Source organism: Enterobacter sp. H2G27, from assembly GCF_054403075.1.
The window spans coordinates 1,366,417-1,381,795 of record NZ_JBSVSI010000001.1; the positions used below are offsets into that span (position 1 = coordinate 1,366,417).

At 59.8% G+C, this 15,379-nt stretch carries 17 protein-coding genes, 1 pseudogene and 1 riboswitch; of the genes and pseudogenes, 11 read left to right on the top strand and 7 right to left on the bottom strand.

Annotated features, from left to right (window positions below):
* Window positions 1-3 precede the first annotated feature (3 nt).
* Window positions 4-1,587 (bottom strand): oxamate amidohydrolase, encoded by a 1,584-nt coding sequence (gene hpxW / locus ACW9E7_RS06370; protein ID WP_458727430.1) that lies wholly within the window; start codon window positions 1,585-1,587, stop codon window positions 4-6.
* A gap of 142 nt (window positions 1,588-1,729) precedes the next feature.
* Between hpxW and hpxU the strand changes: the two genes are divergently transcribed.
* From hpxU to hpxK, 7 genes are all read left to right on the top strand, one after another.
* Entirely contained in the window at window positions 1,730-2,569 is an 840-nt protein-coding gene (gene hpxU / locus ACW9E7_RS06375) for a MurR/RpiR family transcriptional regulator HpxU (RefSeq protein WP_458727431.1), read from the top strand.
* A 191-nt stretch (window positions 2,570-2,760) separates the two neighbouring features.
* Entirely contained in the window at window positions 2,761-3,543 is a 783-nt protein-coding gene (locus tag ACW9E7_RS06380) for a transporter substrate-binding domain-containing protein (RefSeq protein WP_023311064.1), read from the top strand.
* Window positions 3,544-3,547: 4 nt separating this feature from the next.
* Window positions 3,548-4,213, top strand: a complete 666-nt coding sequence (locus ACW9E7_RS06385; protein ID WP_458727432.1) for an amino acid ABC transporter permease — start codon at window positions 3,548-3,550, stop codon at window positions 4,211-4,213.
* The gene (locus ACW9E7_RS06390; RefSeq protein ID WP_168708008.1) at window positions 4,213-4,869 is read left to right on the top strand and encodes an amino acid ABC transporter permease; all 657 of its coding nucleotides are present in this window, start codon (window positions 4,213-4,215) and stop codon (window positions 4,867-4,869) included. The genes ACW9E7_RS06385 and ACW9E7_RS06390 overlap by 1 nt, the downstream gene beginning before the upstream one ends.
* Window positions 4,850-5,587, top strand: a complete 738-nt coding sequence (locus ACW9E7_RS06395; RefSeq protein WP_115874685.1) for an amino acid ABC transporter ATP-binding protein — start codon at window positions 4,850-4,852, stop codon at window positions 5,585-5,587. The genes ACW9E7_RS06390 and ACW9E7_RS06395 overlap by 20 nt, the downstream gene beginning before the upstream one ends.
* Before the next feature lie 13 nt (window positions 5,588-5,600).
* Window positions 5,601-6,842: a pyridoxal-phosphate-dependent aminotransferase family protein gene (locus tag ACW9E7_RS06400; RefSeq protein WP_458727433.1), complete on the top strand. Its 1,242-nt coding sequence runs from the start codon at window positions 5,601-5,603 to the stop codon at window positions 6,840-6,842.
* Window positions 6,839-8,101, top strand: a complete 1,263-nt coding sequence (hpxK, locus tag ACW9E7_RS06405) for an allantoate amidohydrolase (RefSeq protein ID WP_458727434.1) — start codon at window positions 6,839-6,841, stop codon at window positions 8,099-8,101. Before ACW9E7_RS06400 ends, hpxK begins: the two co-directional genes overlap by 4 nt.
* Here hpxK and ACW9E7_RS06410 read toward each other — a convergent pair.
* Window positions 8,067-9,068: a magnesium transporter gene (locus ACW9E7_RS06410; RefSeq protein ID WP_111964506.1), complete on the bottom strand. Its 1,002-nt coding sequence runs from the start codon at window positions 9,066-9,068 to the stop codon at window positions 8,067-8,069. The two genes, hpxK and ACW9E7_RS06410, sit on opposite strands and share 35 nt — an antisense overlap.
* A 60-nt stretch (window positions 9,069-9,128) precedes the next feature.
* Window positions 9,129-9,298, bottom strand: a riboswitch (M-box (ykoK) riboswitch).
* 158 nt (window positions 9,299-9,456) lie between these two features.
* On the opposite strand from ACW9E7_RS06410, the gene ACW9E7_RS06415 reads away from it, so the two are divergent.
* Window positions 9,457-9,960, top strand: a complete 504-nt coding sequence (locus ACW9E7_RS06415; protein ID WP_136194661.1) for a DedA family protein — start codon at window positions 9,457-9,459, stop codon at window positions 9,958-9,960.
* A 1-nt stretch (window position 9,961) separates the two neighbouring features.
* Here the strand turns inward: ACW9E7_RS06415 and ACW9E7_RS06420 are convergent, their stop codons facing one another.
* A complete protein-coding gene (locus tag ACW9E7_RS06420) occupies window positions 9,962-10,711 on the bottom strand; it encodes an SDR family oxidoreductase (RefSeq protein WP_458727435.1) in 750 nt (249 codons plus the stop codon).
* A gap of 100 nt (window positions 10,712-10,811) precedes the next feature.
* Here ACW9E7_RS06420 and ACW9E7_RS06425 point away from each other — a divergent pair.
* Window positions 10,812-11,170: pseudogene (locus ACW9E7_RS06425) on the top strand (winged helix-turn-helix transcriptional regulator).
* Between the two features lies 1 nt (window position 11,171).
* Here ACW9E7_RS06425 and ACW9E7_RS06430 read toward each other — a convergent pair.
* Both ACW9E7_RS06430 and ACW9E7_RS06435 read right to left on the bottom strand, forming a co-directional pair.
* Window positions 11,172-11,966, bottom strand: a complete 795-nt coding sequence (locus ACW9E7_RS06430; RefSeq protein WP_133294139.1) for an SDR family NAD(P)-dependent oxidoreductase — start codon at window positions 11,964-11,966, stop codon at window positions 11,172-11,174.
* A 124-nt stretch (window positions 11,967-12,090) separates the two neighbouring features.
* On the bottom strand, window positions 12,091-12,534 hold the full coding sequence (locus ACW9E7_RS06435; protein ID WP_111964502.1) for a winged helix-turn-helix transcriptional regulator: 444 nt from the start codon (window positions 12,532-12,534) through the stop codon (window positions 12,091-12,093).
* Window positions 12,535-12,686: 152 nt separating this feature from the next.
* On the opposite strand from ACW9E7_RS06435, the gene agp reads away from it, so the two are divergent.
* A complete protein-coding gene (gene agp, locus ACW9E7_RS06440; RefSeq protein WP_458727436.1) occupies window positions 12,687-13,928 on the top strand; it encodes a bifunctional glucose-1-phosphatase/inositol phosphatase in 1,242 nt (413 codons plus the stop codon).
* 33 nt (window positions 13,929-13,961) lie between these two features.
* On the opposite strand, the gene ACW9E7_RS06445 is transcribed toward agp, so the two are convergent.
* Window positions 13,962-14,189: a YccJ family protein gene (locus ACW9E7_RS06445; protein ID WP_008499832.1), complete on the bottom strand. Its 228-nt coding sequence runs from the start codon at window positions 14,187-14,189 to the stop codon at window positions 13,962-13,964.
* A gap of 20 nt (window positions 14,190-14,209) precedes the next feature.
* A complete protein-coding gene (wrbA, locus tag ACW9E7_RS06450) occupies window positions 14,210-14,806 on the bottom strand; it encodes an NAD(P)H:quinone oxidoreductase (protein ID WP_023311076.1) in 597 nt (198 codons plus the stop codon).
* Window positions 14,807-15,197: 391 nt separating this feature from the next.
* Here wrbA and ACW9E7_RS06455 point away from each other — a divergent pair, with 391 nt between their 5' ends.
* Window positions 15,198-15,368, top strand: a complete 171-nt coding sequence (locus ACW9E7_RS06455; RefSeq protein WP_023311077.1) for a con-10 family general stress protein — start codon at window positions 15,198-15,200, stop codon at window positions 15,366-15,368.
* Window positions 15,369-15,379: the final 11 nt, after the last annotated feature.

Consider the following 15,379-nt stretch of genomic DNA (forward strand, 5'->3'; position numbering starts at 1 on the left):
TCCTCAGAATCCGGCGGCCGCGCCGTTGCTGCGTGGGTCAAATGCCCCTTCGAACAGCCCGTTGGGGTGGCGGACAATCGCGCCCGCGTGGCCCATGGCTTCACTAAAGTCAGGGAAAAGCTCCACCTCGTGACCGAGTGCCCGCAGGCGCACGACCGTCTCGGGTGAAAAACGTCCTTCAAGCTTTAAGGTGTCCGAGGTTTGTCCCCAGGTGCGCCCCAGCAGCCAGCGCGGGCGGGAAATGCTCTCCTGTAAAGGCACGCCCTGAATCGCGTAGCGGGTAAAGAGCGCGGCCTGGGTCTGCGGCTGTCCGTCGCCGCCCATCGATCCGTAGACCATCACGCGCCCGTCCTTCAGACGCGCCGCCGCCGGGTTCAGGGTGTGGAACGGCTGTTTGCCCGGCGCGAGGGCCAGAAGATGGGCGGGATCGAGGCTGAAGGATGTGCCCCGGTTCTGCCAGACGATGCCGGTATCGGGCAGGACAACGCCGCTGCCGAACTCGTGATAGATGCTCTGGATAAACGACACGGCAAGCCCGCTGCTGTCCATCACCCCCATCCACACCGTATCGCCGGGGCCTTTTCCGGTTCCCCACGGTGCGGCGCGGCCGTCGTCAACCCTGTTAGCTAGCGCCTGCAGAGCGGCGGGATCCAGCAGATCCTGAATATCGGTTTTCAGCTCGCGCGGGTCGGTGATGTGGGCATCACGCAGGCCAAAGGCCAGCTTGGTGGCTTCAACGATGCGGTGAAGGGTTTCGGCGTCGTCGGCCTCCGCCATGTTCAGGCGGTCGGTGATGCCGAGTATCGCCAGCGAGACCAGCCCCTGCGTCGGCGGAGCGTGGTTAAAGACCTCCCCCTGCTGATGCTGCAGCTTCAGCGGCGCGGTGCGCCGGGCTGCGTGGGCGTGTAAATCGGCCAGCGTAACGGGCAGGCCCAGCGTCTCCATGCCGTGCGCCAGGACTTCCGCCAGCGGGCCGCGATAAAAACTGTCCAGACCGTCTTCCGCCAGGCGCCTCAGGGTTGTAGCCATGGCGGGCTGGTAAAAGCGGCTCCCGGCCTGCGGCGGCTTGCCGTCGACCAGCCAGGTTTCCGCGAAGCCCGGCACATCCTTCAGCTCGTCGAACTTGCTGGCGGCGGCGTGAGCCTGAGAGGCCGTGACCGGCGTGCCGTTCTGCGCGTAGTCAATGGCGTCGGCCAGCAGGCGGGCCAGCGGCAGCGACTTACCGGTCATCTCACGGGAAACCTTCAGCGCCTCGTCCCAGCCGCTGACCGTGCCGGCGACGGTTAGCGCCGCCTGCGGTCCGCGATGGGGGATCTGCTTGAGCCCATCGTAGGCGGCCAGCGTCGCGTGCGATCCCGCCGCGCCGCTGGCGTCAATGGCGATGGGGTCGCCTTCCGGCGGCACGATAAGCCAGAAGCCATCGCCGCCCAGCCCGTTCATATGCGGGTAGACCACGGCGATGGTGGCCGCCGCCGCGACCATCGCTTCTATCGCGCTGCCGCCTTCGCGTAGCACCGCCAGCGCGCTCTGGCTGGCGAGGTGGTGGGGCGCAACCGCCATACCGTGTGTGGAGACATTACTTTGCATGAAGAGTCCTCGTAACCCTAAAAGTCACAAGGCGCTGCAAAAGCTGTTCCAGTTCTGAAAGAAAAGTTTCAGTAAACTGGCACGTATAATGAAAGGTAGAATGAAAACCAAAATGTGATGAAACAAAAGTTACAGAGGCGCTATGGAACAACTGGATGAACGTCTGAAAGCACAATACCCGTCGCTGTCGCCGCAGGAGCAGCGGGTGGCGGACTTTATTTTTGATCATTTTGACGATCTCATTAGCTACAACAGCGCCGAGCTGGCGCAGCTGAGCGGGGCGTCGAAAGCCACGGTGAGCCGTCTGTTTAAGCGTCTGGGCTATGAGAAATATAAGGATATGCGTGAAGAGCTGCGCACCCTGCGCCAGAGCGGGATGCCGCTCACCGACAATCGCGATGCGGTGCAGGGCAATACGCTGCTGGCGCGCCACTACAAGCAGGAGATGGCAAACCTGACCCAGTGGGTCAATGCCCTCGATGCGCAGCAGTTTGCCGACGCCATGGCCTGCATGGTCAGGGCGCGCCGCATTGTCATTATCGGCATGCGTAACGCCTATCCGGCGGCGCTGCACCTGCGCCAGCAGCTGCTGCAGGCGCGCGGTCAGGTGCTGGTGCTGCCGCAGCCGGGGCAGAGCCTGAGCGAGGAGCTGGTGGACTTAACGCCGGACGATCTGGTGGTCATGATGGCCTTCCGCCGCCGTCCGCGCATTATCCGCCCGCTGATGCAGCAGCTTCAGAGCAGCGGTATTCCGGTGCTGCTGATGTGCGAGCCGCAGGCCCACAGCCTGTTTCCGCTCGCCAGCTGGCAGCTCTGCGCCCCGCTGGACAGCGTCTCGGCCTATGACAGCTATTCCTCGGTTAACAGTCTGATCAACCTGCTGGCGAACGCCTTCCTGCATGAGATCCTCGATAAAGGCCGTCCGCGCATTCACGAGATTGCCTCCCTCTATCAGCAGCTGGACGAGCTCGAACAGCGATAATGGGGCATCAGGCTGGTGCTTTGCATTAAAATGGTGCGTAATGGCGGGGCGAAAATGGAGAGCATTTTCGCCCTGCCCGCGTTTTATAAGGCTTTAAAAGAATATTTCCCGCTTCACCTTATCTGGCACATTAGTTGCAAAATCACATTCAAAGAATCTTTTGTTTCATGTTAACGTTACGGGGAAGCACCATGAAAAAATTGTTGATTGCACTGGCCGGGGCAGCATGCCTCTTCACACAGCTGCCGGCAAAGGCTGACCAGCTACAGGATATCGAGAAGCGCGGCACTATCCGTATTGCCGTTCCGCAGGACTTCCCGCCGTTTGGCTCGGTGGGGACCGATCTGCAGCCCCAGGGGTACGACATCGATATGGCGCGCTATCTCGCTAAACAGATGAAGCTCAAACTGCAGCTGGTGCCGGTGACCAGCGCCAACCGCGTGCCGTACCTGCAAACCGATAAGGTGGACCTGGTCATTTCCAGCCTCGGTAAAAACCCGGAGCGCGAGAAGGTGATCGACTTCAGCCGCGCCTACGCGCCGTTCTTCCTTGGCGTGTTTGGTCCAAAAGGGGCCGAGCTGAAGGACGCCGCCGCGCTGAGCGGAAAAACCATCGGCGTGACGCGCGGGGCGGTGGAGGACATGGTGCTGACTGGACTGGCGCCGAAAGACGCGGACGTGAAGCGCTACGAAGACAATAACACCACGCTCTCCGCTTACCTGTCGGGGCAGGTGCAGTACGTGGCAACCGGTAACCTCGTGGTGGCGGCCATTTCGCGCCAGAACGCGGATAAAGCCCCGGTGCCGAGCTTTATGCTGAAAGATTCGCCGTGCTTTATTGGCCTGAAGAAAAACGAACCGGCCCTGAAGGCAAAAGTGGATGCGCTGATTGAGCAGGGCATCAAGGACGGCACGCTAAACGGCCTGTCTGAGCAATGGCTGAAGGCCCCGCTGCCGGCAAACCTTGGCGCCTGAGCCGATGACTGAGCAACTTGATTTCTCCGCGCTCTGGCCGCACTGGCCAGAGCTGCTTGCAGGGCTGTGGGTCACCGTTCAGCTGACGGTGATGGCGACCGTCGGCGGGCTGGCGATAGGGATTTTCGGGGCGGCGCTCCGCAGCGGACGCACGACCTGGTTCAGCCGGATCTGGGGCGGCTACGTGGAGATCATCCGCAACACGCCGTTTGTGGTACAGCTGTTTTTCATTGTCTTCGGCCTGCCAAATCTTGGCCTGAAGATGACGGCGGGTGAAGCGGCGCTGCTGGCCATGGTGGTAAACCTGGGCGCCTACAGCACCGAGATTATCCGCGCGGGCATTCAGGTCACGCCGAAAGGGCAGTGGGAAGCCGGACGCGTGCTGGGGCTCACCCGCCTGCAGACCTTTATTCGCGTGGTGCTGCCGCCCGCGCTGCAGCGCATTTACCCGGCGCTGGTGAGCCAGTGCATCATCGTGATGCTCGGCTCGTCGGTGGTGTCGCAGGTCTCCTATGAAGAGCTGACCTTCGCCGCCAACCTGATCCAGTCCAGAACGTTTTTGAGCTTTGAGGTTTATCTGGTGACAACCGGGATTTACCTGGCGCTGTCGATAACCCTGCGCCAGCTGATGATGGCGGCAGGACGCAAATGGCTGGGGGTACAGGCATGATGACCACCTTTACCGACTGGGACATTATTCGCAACCTGCTGCTGGCCGGACGCTGGACGGTGCTGCTGTCGCTGGTGGCGTTCGTCGGCGGGGCGGTGGTAACGCTGCCGCTCCTGCTGCTGCGCCTGACGGGCGGGCGCACGGTGAAGCGCATTATCCGCGGCTATATTGAGCTGTTTCAGGGCACGCCGCTGCTGATGCAGCTGTTCCTGGCCTTCTTCGGCGTGGCGCTGTTCGGCATCGACGTCTCGCCGTGGACCGCCGCCTCGCTGGCGCTGACGTTTTACACCAGCGCGTTTCTGCTCGATATCTGGAACGGCTGCATTCGCGCTTTACCGAAGGGGCAGTGGGAAGCGTCGCGCTGCCTGGGGCTGACCTTCGGCCAGACCCTGTTTCGCGTCGTCGCCCCGCAGGCGCTGCGCATCGGCATCGCGCCGACGGTCGGCTTTGCCGTGCAGGTGATCAAAGGCACCGCGCTGGCGTCGATTATCGGTTTTGTCGAGCTGACCAAGGCCGGAACCATGCTGACCAACGTGACCTATCAGCCGTTTAAGGTCTTTGCGCTGGTGGCGCTGGGCTACTTTATTCTGTGTTATCCGCTGTCGCGCTACAGCCGCTATCTGGAGACGAAATTCAATGCCTCTCATCACCATTAATCAGGTGCAGAAGTACTACGGCGATAACCACGTGCTCAAGGGCGTCGATCTGGATATCGACATGGGCCAGGTAATCTCCATTATCGGGCGCAGCGGATCGGGCAAAAGCACGCTGCTGCGCTGCATTAACGGTCTGGAAGGCTATCAGGACGGCAGCATCAAGCTGGGCGGCATGACAATTACCGACCGGGATTCCCAGGCGCGTGAAATCAGCCGCTCGGTGGGGATGGTGTTCCAGAGCTTCAACCTGTTCCCGCACATGACGGCGCTGGAAAACGTGATGCTCGCCCCGCGTCGGGTGCTGAAGAAAAGCGCCACCGAATGCCGCGAGCTGGCGCAGCGCATGCTGGAGAAGGTTGGCCTCGGCGATCGTCTGGATTACTACCCGTCGAGCCTCTCCGGCGGCCAGCAGCAGCGCGTGGCGATTGCCCGCGCGCTGGCGATGTCGCCGAAAGTATTGCTCTGCGATGAGATCACCTCCGCGCTCGACCCGGAGCTGGTGGGCGAAGTGCTCAAAGTTCTGGAGCAGCTGGCGGCCGAGGGGATGACGCTCATACTGGTTACCCATGAAATGAATTTTGCCCGCGAAGTGGGCGACCGCGTGGTGTTTATGCACCAGGGGAAAGTCTGGGAGCAGGGCGACAGCAAAACGCTGTTCGCCAACCCGCAGACCACGGAACTGAAGCAGTTCATCTCCTCCGTGCGCGGCCTCAACTGATAAGGACTTAACAATGGATATCGCACACTTTCCGCAAATCAACCCGCCGCAGCGCCTGCTGATGGGGCCGGGCCCGATCAACGCCGACCCGCGCGTGCTGCGCGCCATGTCGAGCCAGCTGATCGGGCAGTACGACCCGGCCATGACCCATTACATGAACGAGGTGATGGCGCTTTATCGCGGGGTATTCCGCACCGAAAACCGCTGGACGATGCTGGTGGACGGTACCTCCCGCGCGGGGATTGAAGCCATTCTGGTCTCCGCCATCCGCCCGGGAGATAAGGTGCTGGTGCCAGTCTTTGGCCGCTTTGGCCACCTGCTGTGCGAAATTGCCCGCCGCTGCCGCGCGGAGGTGCATACCATCGAGGTGCCGTGGGGCGAGGTGTTTACCCCGGATCAGGTCGAGGATGCGATTAAGCGTATTCGTCCGCGCCTGCTGCTGACCGTGCAGGGCGACACCTCCACCACCATGCTGCAGCCGCTCGCCGAGCTGGGCGCGATCTGCCGCCGCTACGACGTGCTGTTTTACACCGATGCCACCGCGTCGCTCGGCGGTAACGCGCTGGAAACCGATGCCTGGGGGCTGGATGCCGTCTCCGCCGGGATGCAGAAATGCCTCGGCGGCCCGTCGGGCACCTCGCCGATCACCCTGAGCGCGCGCATGGAGGAGGCGATCCGCCGCCGCAAATGCGTTGAGGAAGGCATACGCACCGACGCCCACCGCGACGGCGACGAGGAGATGATCTACTCCAACTACTTCGATCTCGGCATGGTGATGGACTACTGGGGGCCGGAACGTCTTAACCACCACACCGAAGCCACCACCGCGCTGTTTGGCGCCCGCGAGTGCGCGCGTCTGATCCTGCAGGAAGGGCTGGATAACGGCATCGCTCGCCACAGGCTGCACGGCGATGCGCTCCTGAAGGGCATTCAGGCGATGGGGCTGGAGACCTTCGGCGACCTGAAGCACAAGATGAACAACGTGCTGGGCGTGGTGATCCCGCAGGGCATCAACGGTGACCAGGTGCGTAAGCTGATGCTGGAGGATTTCGGGATTGAAGTCGGCACCTCGTTTGGCCCGCTGCACGGCAAAGTTTGGCGCATTGGCACCATGGGCTACAACGCACGCAAGGACTGCGTGATGACCACCCTGAGCGCGCTGGAGTCGGTGCTCAACTACCTGAAATTCTCCACCACGCAGGGGGCCGCCATGCAGGCCGCGTGGGACCACTATCGCCGCGAGACGCCGCAATGAGCCCGGCGGCAGAGCGGGTGATGGCGCGCGCCGACGCGCTGGCCGCCATCAGCGAAACCCCGGACGGCCTGACGCGGGTCTATCTCTCCACGCAGCATCTGCAGGCTAACCAGCTGGTCGGAGAGTGGATGCGCCAGGCGGGCATGACCGTCTGGCAGGACAGCGTGGGCAATATCTGCGGACGCTATGAAGGCCAGCAGGAGGGGGCGCAGGCGGTGCTGCTCGGCTCGCATCTCGATACCGTGCGCAATGCCGGGCGCTACGACGGCATGCTCGGGGTGCTTGCCGCCATTGAGGTGGTGGACAGCCTGCACCAGCAGGGTGTGCATCTGGCGCAGGCCATCGAGATTGTCGGCTTTTGCGACGAAGAGGGGACCCGCTTCGGCATTACGCTGTTAGGCAGCCGGGGCATCACCGGCACCTGGCCGCAGGGCTGGCTGGAGAAAGCCGACGCCAGCGGAATCAGCGTGGCGCAGGCGATGACCCTGGTGGGGCTCGATCCTGCCCGCGTGTTGCATGCCGCGCGCCGTCAGGAGGATTTCAGCGCCTATCTGGAACTGCATATTGAGCAGGGGCCGTGCCTTGAGCAGGAGACGCTCGCCCTGGGCGTGGTGCAAGCCATTAACGGCGCGCGTCGTCTGAACTGTCGCTTTACCGGCGAGGCCGGGCACGCGGGAACCGTGCCGATGCACCACCGCAGGGATGCGCTGGCCGCCGCCGCCGAGTGGATGGTCATCATCGAAAACGCTACCCGACAGCAGGGCGGAAACCTGGTGGCGACGGTTGGCGAACTGCGCTGCCTGCCGGGGGCGGTGAACGTGATCCCCGGCGAGGTTCAGCTCTCGCTGGATATTCGCGGCCCGCAGGATGCGCCGCTGGATCGGTTGCTTAACGAGCTGCTGGAGCATGCGCAGGCGATCTCATCGCGCCGCAATCTGGACTTCAGCGCCGAGGAGTTTTACCGCATTGCCGCCACGCCGTGCGATACCCACCTGCAAAACGTGCTGGAGGAGGCGGTCAAATCGGTACAGGGTCGCTCGCTATCGCTACCCAGCGGTGCGGGCCATGATGCGATTGCCATCGCGGAACGCTGGCCGGTCGGCATGCTGTTTGTGCGCTGCAAAGGAGGCGTCAGCCACCATCCGGCGGAATCGGTGATGGCTGAAGATGTCGCCCTGGCGATTGAGGCGTTTTCGCGAGCGGTGATCCAGCTGGCGGACCGCGTTACTCCAGCCCCAGCGTATATTGCGCGATCTTAAAGTAGATAATCAGCCCGGTACCGTCGATAAGCGTCGCAATAAACGGCGCGGAGACGACAGCCGGGTCAATGCCGCAGCGCTTGAGCACCATCGGAATGACGGACGAGACAATCGCACTCCAGAGCGTAATGCACACCAGCGTCAGGCTGACGATGAGCGTAATCTCCAGCCCAATCCCCATCATCCAGGCGCGGATACACCCTGCGATACCGAGCGTGGCGGCAATCATCAGCGAGGTGGTCATCTCTTTACGCAGCACGCGGCCAACGTCGCGCAGACGGACTTCTCCCAGCGCCATGGCGCGCACCAGCGTGGAGGTGATCTGCGTCCCGCTGTTGCCGCCCGTGCCGATCAGCAGCGGAATAAAGAACGCCAGCGCGATGGCGGACTCCAGCGCCTCTTCGAAATGCTGGATCACCGAGCTGGTGTAGGCTTCTGCGACAAAAAGCAGCAGCAGCCAGACGGAGCGTTTCTTCCACAGGCTATACGGACTGGTATCCAGATAGGGCTTCTCCAGCGGTAGCGTCGCCCCCTGAAGCTGGGCGTCTTCAGTGACGTCATCTTCCAGCAGATGGGCGATTTCGCGCTCCGTCAGGCAGCCGACGAGCTTGCCGTGGGTGACCACAGGCACCACATCCGCGCCGCCGTGCGCCAGCAGTCCGGCAACGTCGGCACGTTCATCCTCCGGTTTGACCTGCAAAAACTGCGAAATCATCAGCGATTTCACCGGCTGGACCGTGTCGGCGGTTTGCAGCAATTTACGCACGGCAATCATGCCCGCCAGGCGACCATTGTCTTCAATAAAAATATGAGACGGAATATCGTCGTCTTTTAATTTTTCGAAGAATTGCTCGCGCGCCAGCGCCACGCATAATGAAATATCGAGGACAATAAAATCGGTATTCATATATTGCGCGACAGCGCTGTCATTGAATGCCAGGTTTTGATTGTGAATAGCGTAAGACATAGTGAATTCCCTTTGAATAATAACATCTCTCAGGGGCGAGCAAGACAGGGCATGTCGAAGAGGAGATCCCCACGTCCTGGGTTCAGCACTGTACACCGTATCCCGTGAGGGAAGTTATACTGACAAAGCCTTGATTCGACAGTGCCTGTTTTACCCTGTGCCGGTTCTCTCGAACCTACCAGAGCGATAACGTGTATTTGTACAGGAGCCTCGCCATAACGAGATCGTTGTAAAACGAGGGAAATAATACGCCTGTTTAAATTTACCGCTCAGGAAATTAAATAATGTTTAAGAACGGTTTAGATAAATATTATTAATAAAGCGTTGAGGGTTTATTTAGGTTTATTCATTTTAAATGGTGGATTAAATAATTAACGGAGGAGAGAAAATGGCGTGGCTTGATAATCTGCTGAATCATTTTGCGCTGTATCCGGCACATCTTTTCGCGCTGTTATTTGTGATGGCGCTGAGTAAATCGACGGTGCTGATCTCCTCCGTGCTGCCGCCCGCGTCGGTGATGCTGCTGGCGGGCATTACCGTCAGCCAGGGGAGCATGCATCCTGCGTTGGCATGGCTGGCTGTAGTGATGGGGGCAACGGCGGGATCGGTGCTGAACTACCACTTAGGGCAGCTGATGGGGCACACCCGGCTGGTCACGCGCTTTACGTCGAAGCATGCCGCTACGTTTTTACGGGTACAGCATCAGCTGCAAAAGAACGGCGTCATCGCACTGTTTACGTCGCGCTTTCTGGCGGTGCTGCGTTACATCGTGCCGCTGGCAGCGGGTATGCTCAGGCTGAATGCAGCAAAGGTCTACGCCGTCAGCCTGCTTTCCGCCTGCGCGTGGGCGGCGCTGTATGTCGGCGCGGTCACCGGCATCAGCGCCTTTTGAGTTACAGGCTCCCCATTCCGCCGTCCACCAGAAGCTCCGTTCCTACGGTGTAGCTCGACTCGTCGGACGCCAGATAGAGCGCGGCTTTTGCCAGCTCCGTCGTCGAGCCCATTCTGCCGAGCGGCACCAGCTTGATGATTTCCGCCATCATTGCGTTAAGCGCCTCGTCGCTTAAGCCCGTTTTGGTAAACGCCGGGGTCTCCACCGGACCGGGGCTCAGGCCGTTGACGCGTATCCCGCGCGGCAGCAGTTCCGCCGAGAGCGTGCGCGCCAGCGACAGCAGGGCGGCCTTGCTCGCGGCATACACGCTGCTGGTGGGCAGGCCGATGCGCGCGCTCACGGAGCCGCAGAGGATCACCGACGACGGGTTATTCAGCAGCGGCAGCAGCGCCTGAATCAAAAAGAACGGTCCCTTCAGGTTGATGCCCATCAGGCGATCCCAGGTCTCTTCCCGCCACTCTTCCAGCGGCGCGTGCGTTACGTCGCCGGCGTTGAGGAACACCGCGTCCAGGCGCGGCCAGCGGGCGGCGAGGGTTGCCGCCAGCGCTTTTTGCGACGCGATATCGCCCGCATCGGTTGGGATCACCCAGGCCTTATCGCCAAGAATACGTTCTGCTTCGGCGAGGGTGTCCGGGTTACGCCCGGTCACGGCGACGCGCGCGCCTTCGGCGATAAACGCCTGCGCGGTGGCGAGGCCGATGCCGCTGGTGCCGCCGGTAATCAGCGTATATTTATCTGTTAAACGACCCATATTCTTCTCCTGAAATGTCACTGGAGAAAGCACTATAGAAACGTTAGTATCGAAAGGAAACCAGGTACCAAATGGATACTAAAGAGGCAAGAGGTGTGCTATGGCAGAAATGCTGGAGGTGTGCTGCGAAAAAAAATCTGAGGCGTATACCTGCCCGATGACGCAGTTTGTGAACCTGATTTCCGGTAAATGGGCGAACCCATTCTCTATCGCCTGATTGTCTTTAATACGCCCGTACGCTTTGGCGATCTGCTGCGGGCGGCTGCCCCCATCACGCAGAAAGAGCTGACTAAGCAGCTGCGCCTGTTTGAGCAGCGCGGGCTGGTGACGCGGACGGTCTACCCGGAGATCCCGCCGCGCGTGGAGTATCAGATAACCGAGCTGGGGTTAACCCTGCAGGACGCACTCTCCCCGCTGGCCGCCTGGATGAGCGAGTACGGCGACCAGCTTGAGCGTTAGGCTACTGTTTTACGTAGCGCGGTGCCGGGATGCCGGTGCGCGCGCTGTTGAACAGCTCAAGGCGCGCCGCTTCGTAGCGGTCCCACAGGCCAGCGTCATGCATCGGCGGGATGGTGATCGGTTCACCCTGATCCAGACCCGCCAGCGACGCATCCACCATGTTGTCGGTGGTCATCACCGATCCTTCCGGCAGATCGTCCACCGTGACGCCTGAATGGCTCCAGATTTCAGTCGCCGTGGCGGCAGGCAGTACGGCCTGAATGCGCACGTTGCTGTCGGCAAATTCTTCCTGTAACCCACGTGTAAAGCTCAACACCCACGCCTTGGTGGCGCTGTAAAGCGCGCTGCCCGCCCGGACGTGCAGGGCCAGCACGGACGCGATATTGATCAGCGTGCCGCGATTGTTCTGCGCCAGGCGCGGCAGGATGGCGTAGGTCAGACGCATCAGCGCCGTGGTGTTCAGGGTATTGATGGCCTGATGCTGCGCCACCTCGCCCGCGAGGAACGGTGCCATCTGCGCGGTGCCCGCGTTGTTAACGAGCGTATCAATGGCGGTATTGCTGCGCAGCTCTTCTTCCACGGCGCGGATCCCGGCTTCATCGGTGAGATCGGCAACCAGAATATCGACGGCCACGCCATAGCGCGCGCGCAGGTCGGCGGCGAGGATTTTCAGGCGATCCTCGCGACGGGCGACCAGCACCAGGTTAGCGCCGCGCGCGGCAAGGCGGTCAGCATAGACGGCACCGATCCCGGAAGAGGCACCCGTAATCAGGGCGGTGGTGATTTGCGTAGTCATCTGTGTTACCTCAAAGCAGAGTGGGTTATTTGGTTTCAATATGAAACTGAATAAACTCTCTGCTATTTGGTTCTATAATGCAACCATATTTGCGAGCATTTTGTGCTTTTGCCGTCGGGAACGGTCAGGAGGGGAGTTTAGCCACGATCTCTTCAGGCGTCAGTTCGCGCCCGTCGTCGGCGATAAGCGCCAGTTTACGCAGAGGTTTGCGCTGTTCGGTATCGACCAGCACGGTGCCGCATTCGTTTTCCGCGAACAAAAACTCGTTGCCCCACTGTGAGAGCGCAACCAGCACCGTTTGCAGGGCGCGCCCTTTATCGGTCAGGACATACTCCTGCCAGGCGCTGCCGTCAGACGCGGGCTGAAGCCGGAGGATGCCCTCGTCGACCAGCAGTTTTAGCCGCGTAGTCAGCATATTTTTTGCGATACCGAGGCTTTTCTGGAACTCGCCGAAGCGTTTAATCCCGCGTAGCGCGTCGCGAACAATCAGCAGCGACCACCAGTCGCCTATAATATCCAGCGAACGGGCGACGGGGCAGGTGCTCTCTTCAAGGCGGGTACGTTTCACAGCGAATTCTCCGGTGGGGTGTGGTTTTATTATAAAACTAATCTGCACGCGTCGTAAGCATGTTAATCATCAGTTTGAGAAATGCTTCCCGGAAAATTGTCACGAATCTGTCACACTGAACGCGACATTTTAAAACGAGTGAGGAATTAGGGATGAGAAAAGCACTACTCGCGCTGGCAGTCGCCGGTTCCATTTCAGCAACGTTTGGCGTGCAGGCGCAAGAGACGCCGGAAGGGTATCAGCTGGAGCAAGTTTTAATCATGAGTCGCCACAACCTGCGCGCGCCGCTCGCCAACAACGGCAGCGTGCTGGAGCAGTCCACGCCGAAGCAGTGGCCGGAGTGGGACGTGCCGGGCGGTCAGCTCACCACCAAAGGCGGCGTGCTGGAAGTCTATATGGGCCATTACATGCGCGAGTGGCTGTCAGAGCAGGGGATGGTGAAGACGGGAGAGTGTCCGCCAGCGGATAGCGTGTATGCTTACGCCAACAGCCTGCAGCGTACTGTCGCCACCGCGCAGTTCTTTATTACCGGCGCGTTCCCGGGCTGCGATGTGCCCGTGCACCACCAGGAAAAAATGGGCACCATGGACCCAACCTTCAATCCGGTGATTACCGACAACTCGCCGGAATTCCGCGAAAAAGCGCTGAAGGCGATGGAGACCGAGCGGCAGAAAATGCAGCTTGGCGAAAGCTATAAGCTGCTGGAGCAGATGACAAATTACGCCGATTCCCCGTCCTGCAAAGAGAAAAAAGTCTGCTCTCTGGCGGACGCAAAAGATACCTTCAGCGCCGACTATGAAAAAGAGCCTGGCGTATCCGGGCCGCTGAAGGTGGGTAACTCGCTGGTGGACGCGTTTACGCTGCAGTATTACGAAGGCTTCCCGGCCGACCAGGTGGCCTGGGGAGAAATCAAAACCGACCAGCAGTGGCGCGTGCTGTCGAAGCTGAAGAACGGCTATCAGGACTCGCTGTTTACCTCAACCGAGGTGGCGCAAAACGTAGCGAAGCCGCTGGTGAAATATATCGATAAAACGCTGGTCACCGACCAGGCTAAAGCGCCTAAGATCACCCTGCTGGTGGGACATGACTCGAACATTGCTTCCCTGCTCACCGCCCTGGATTTCAAACCGTATCAGCTGCACGATCAGCAGGAACGTACCCCGATCGGCGGCAAGATTGTCTTCCAGCGCTGGCATGACAAAAATGCCAACCAGGAGCTGATGAAAATTGAGTATGTCTATCAGAGCTCAGAGCAGCTGCGCAACGCCAGCGTGCTGTCGCTGCAGTCGCCTGCACAGCGCGTGACGCTGGAGCTGAAAGGCTGCCCGGTAGATGCGAATGGCTTCTGTCCTGTCGACAAATTCAATGCGGTGATGAATAACGCGGCGAAGTAAAAGAGAACCCCCCGCTGCGGCGGGGGGAAACGCTTAGACGTTTTTACGTTCGATGGTTTGCTCGCCCCAGAAGAGCGAGTCTTTATCCGTTTTTTCGAAGGCGCGCACCAGCACCTCATCGTTACCTTCCTCCCAAATCTGCTCGGCCAGCTTTTCATCGTATTTCGCGACTTCAAAGATAGCTTCGGCAATCTCCGGAGAGGTGTTGCGTAAACTTGCCCATTCGCCCACGTGGTGAGCTTTGGATTCTTGAGTTGGCATGCTTGTCCTCCTGTTGGGTGTTAGCCGTTCAGTTTTTTGGCCAGACCCGCGACGTATTCACCCTGATAGCGGGCGATAGACAGTTCTTCATTGCTTGGCTGACGTGAGCCATCACCACCGGCAATGGTGGTTGCGCCGTACGGCGTACCGCCACGCACCTGGGAAATGTCAAACAGCTCCTGCGCGCCGTAGCCAATCGGCACAATCACCATCCCGTGATGAGCAAGGGTAGTCCAGGTTGAGGTAATCGTCTGCTCCTGACCGCCGCCGGTGCCGGTTGAGCTGAATACGCTGGCGAGTTTGCCGTAGAGCGCGCCGGATGCCCAAAGCCCGCCGGTTTGATCGAGGAAGGTGCGCATCTGGCCTGACATATTGCCGAAGCGGGTCGGGGTGCCGAAGATAATGGCATCATAATCCGCCAGCTCCTGCGGGGTGGCGACCGGGGCGTTTTGCGTTTTCCCCCCGGCTTTCAGGAAGGCTTCCGCCTGCATGGTTTCCGGTACGCGTTTCACCACAACCTCAACGCCGTCAACCCTGTTTGCACCTTCTGCTACCGCGTGAGCCATGGTTTCAATGTGTCCATACATGGAATAATAGAGCACCAGAACTTTTGCCATTTTGCTTCACTCCTCGTTGGTTTCTCTGACAGCGGATCGCTGCGCTCTTTTAAAGATATGCCATCACGGCCAGACTGCAAAAATGAACGCCATTTATTTGATTTATAACAACATGAGTAGAAAAATGGCTTTGTAGCAAAATGATACAACTTTCCCGGTGCGGATTTTTAAAATGATAAGAAAGGCTTATGCATCCCCGCCGCGTCATCTCACCTGAAAGACTGAGATCATGTTGCAGGATATTACCTGTGGCTTGCCGGACAGCCTCAGTCCACTAAGCTTAGTTTCACGCGGCACAGATTGAGGCGTCGTCCTTGCGCCGCGAGGTGAAAGAATCCTCTTTTACTGAATGCAATATGATGTCTAATGTTTCACACTCTGGAGGTTAGAGATGGCAAACCATCGTGGTGGTTCAGGTAATTTCGCTGAAGACCGTGAAAGAGCATCAGAAGCAGGTCGTAAAGGTGGCCAGCACAGCGGGGGCAATTTTAAAAATGACCCTCAGCGCGCATCAGAAGCTGGTAAAAAAGGGGGGAAAAACAGCCACGGCAGCAGTAAGTAATACGCCGGGTT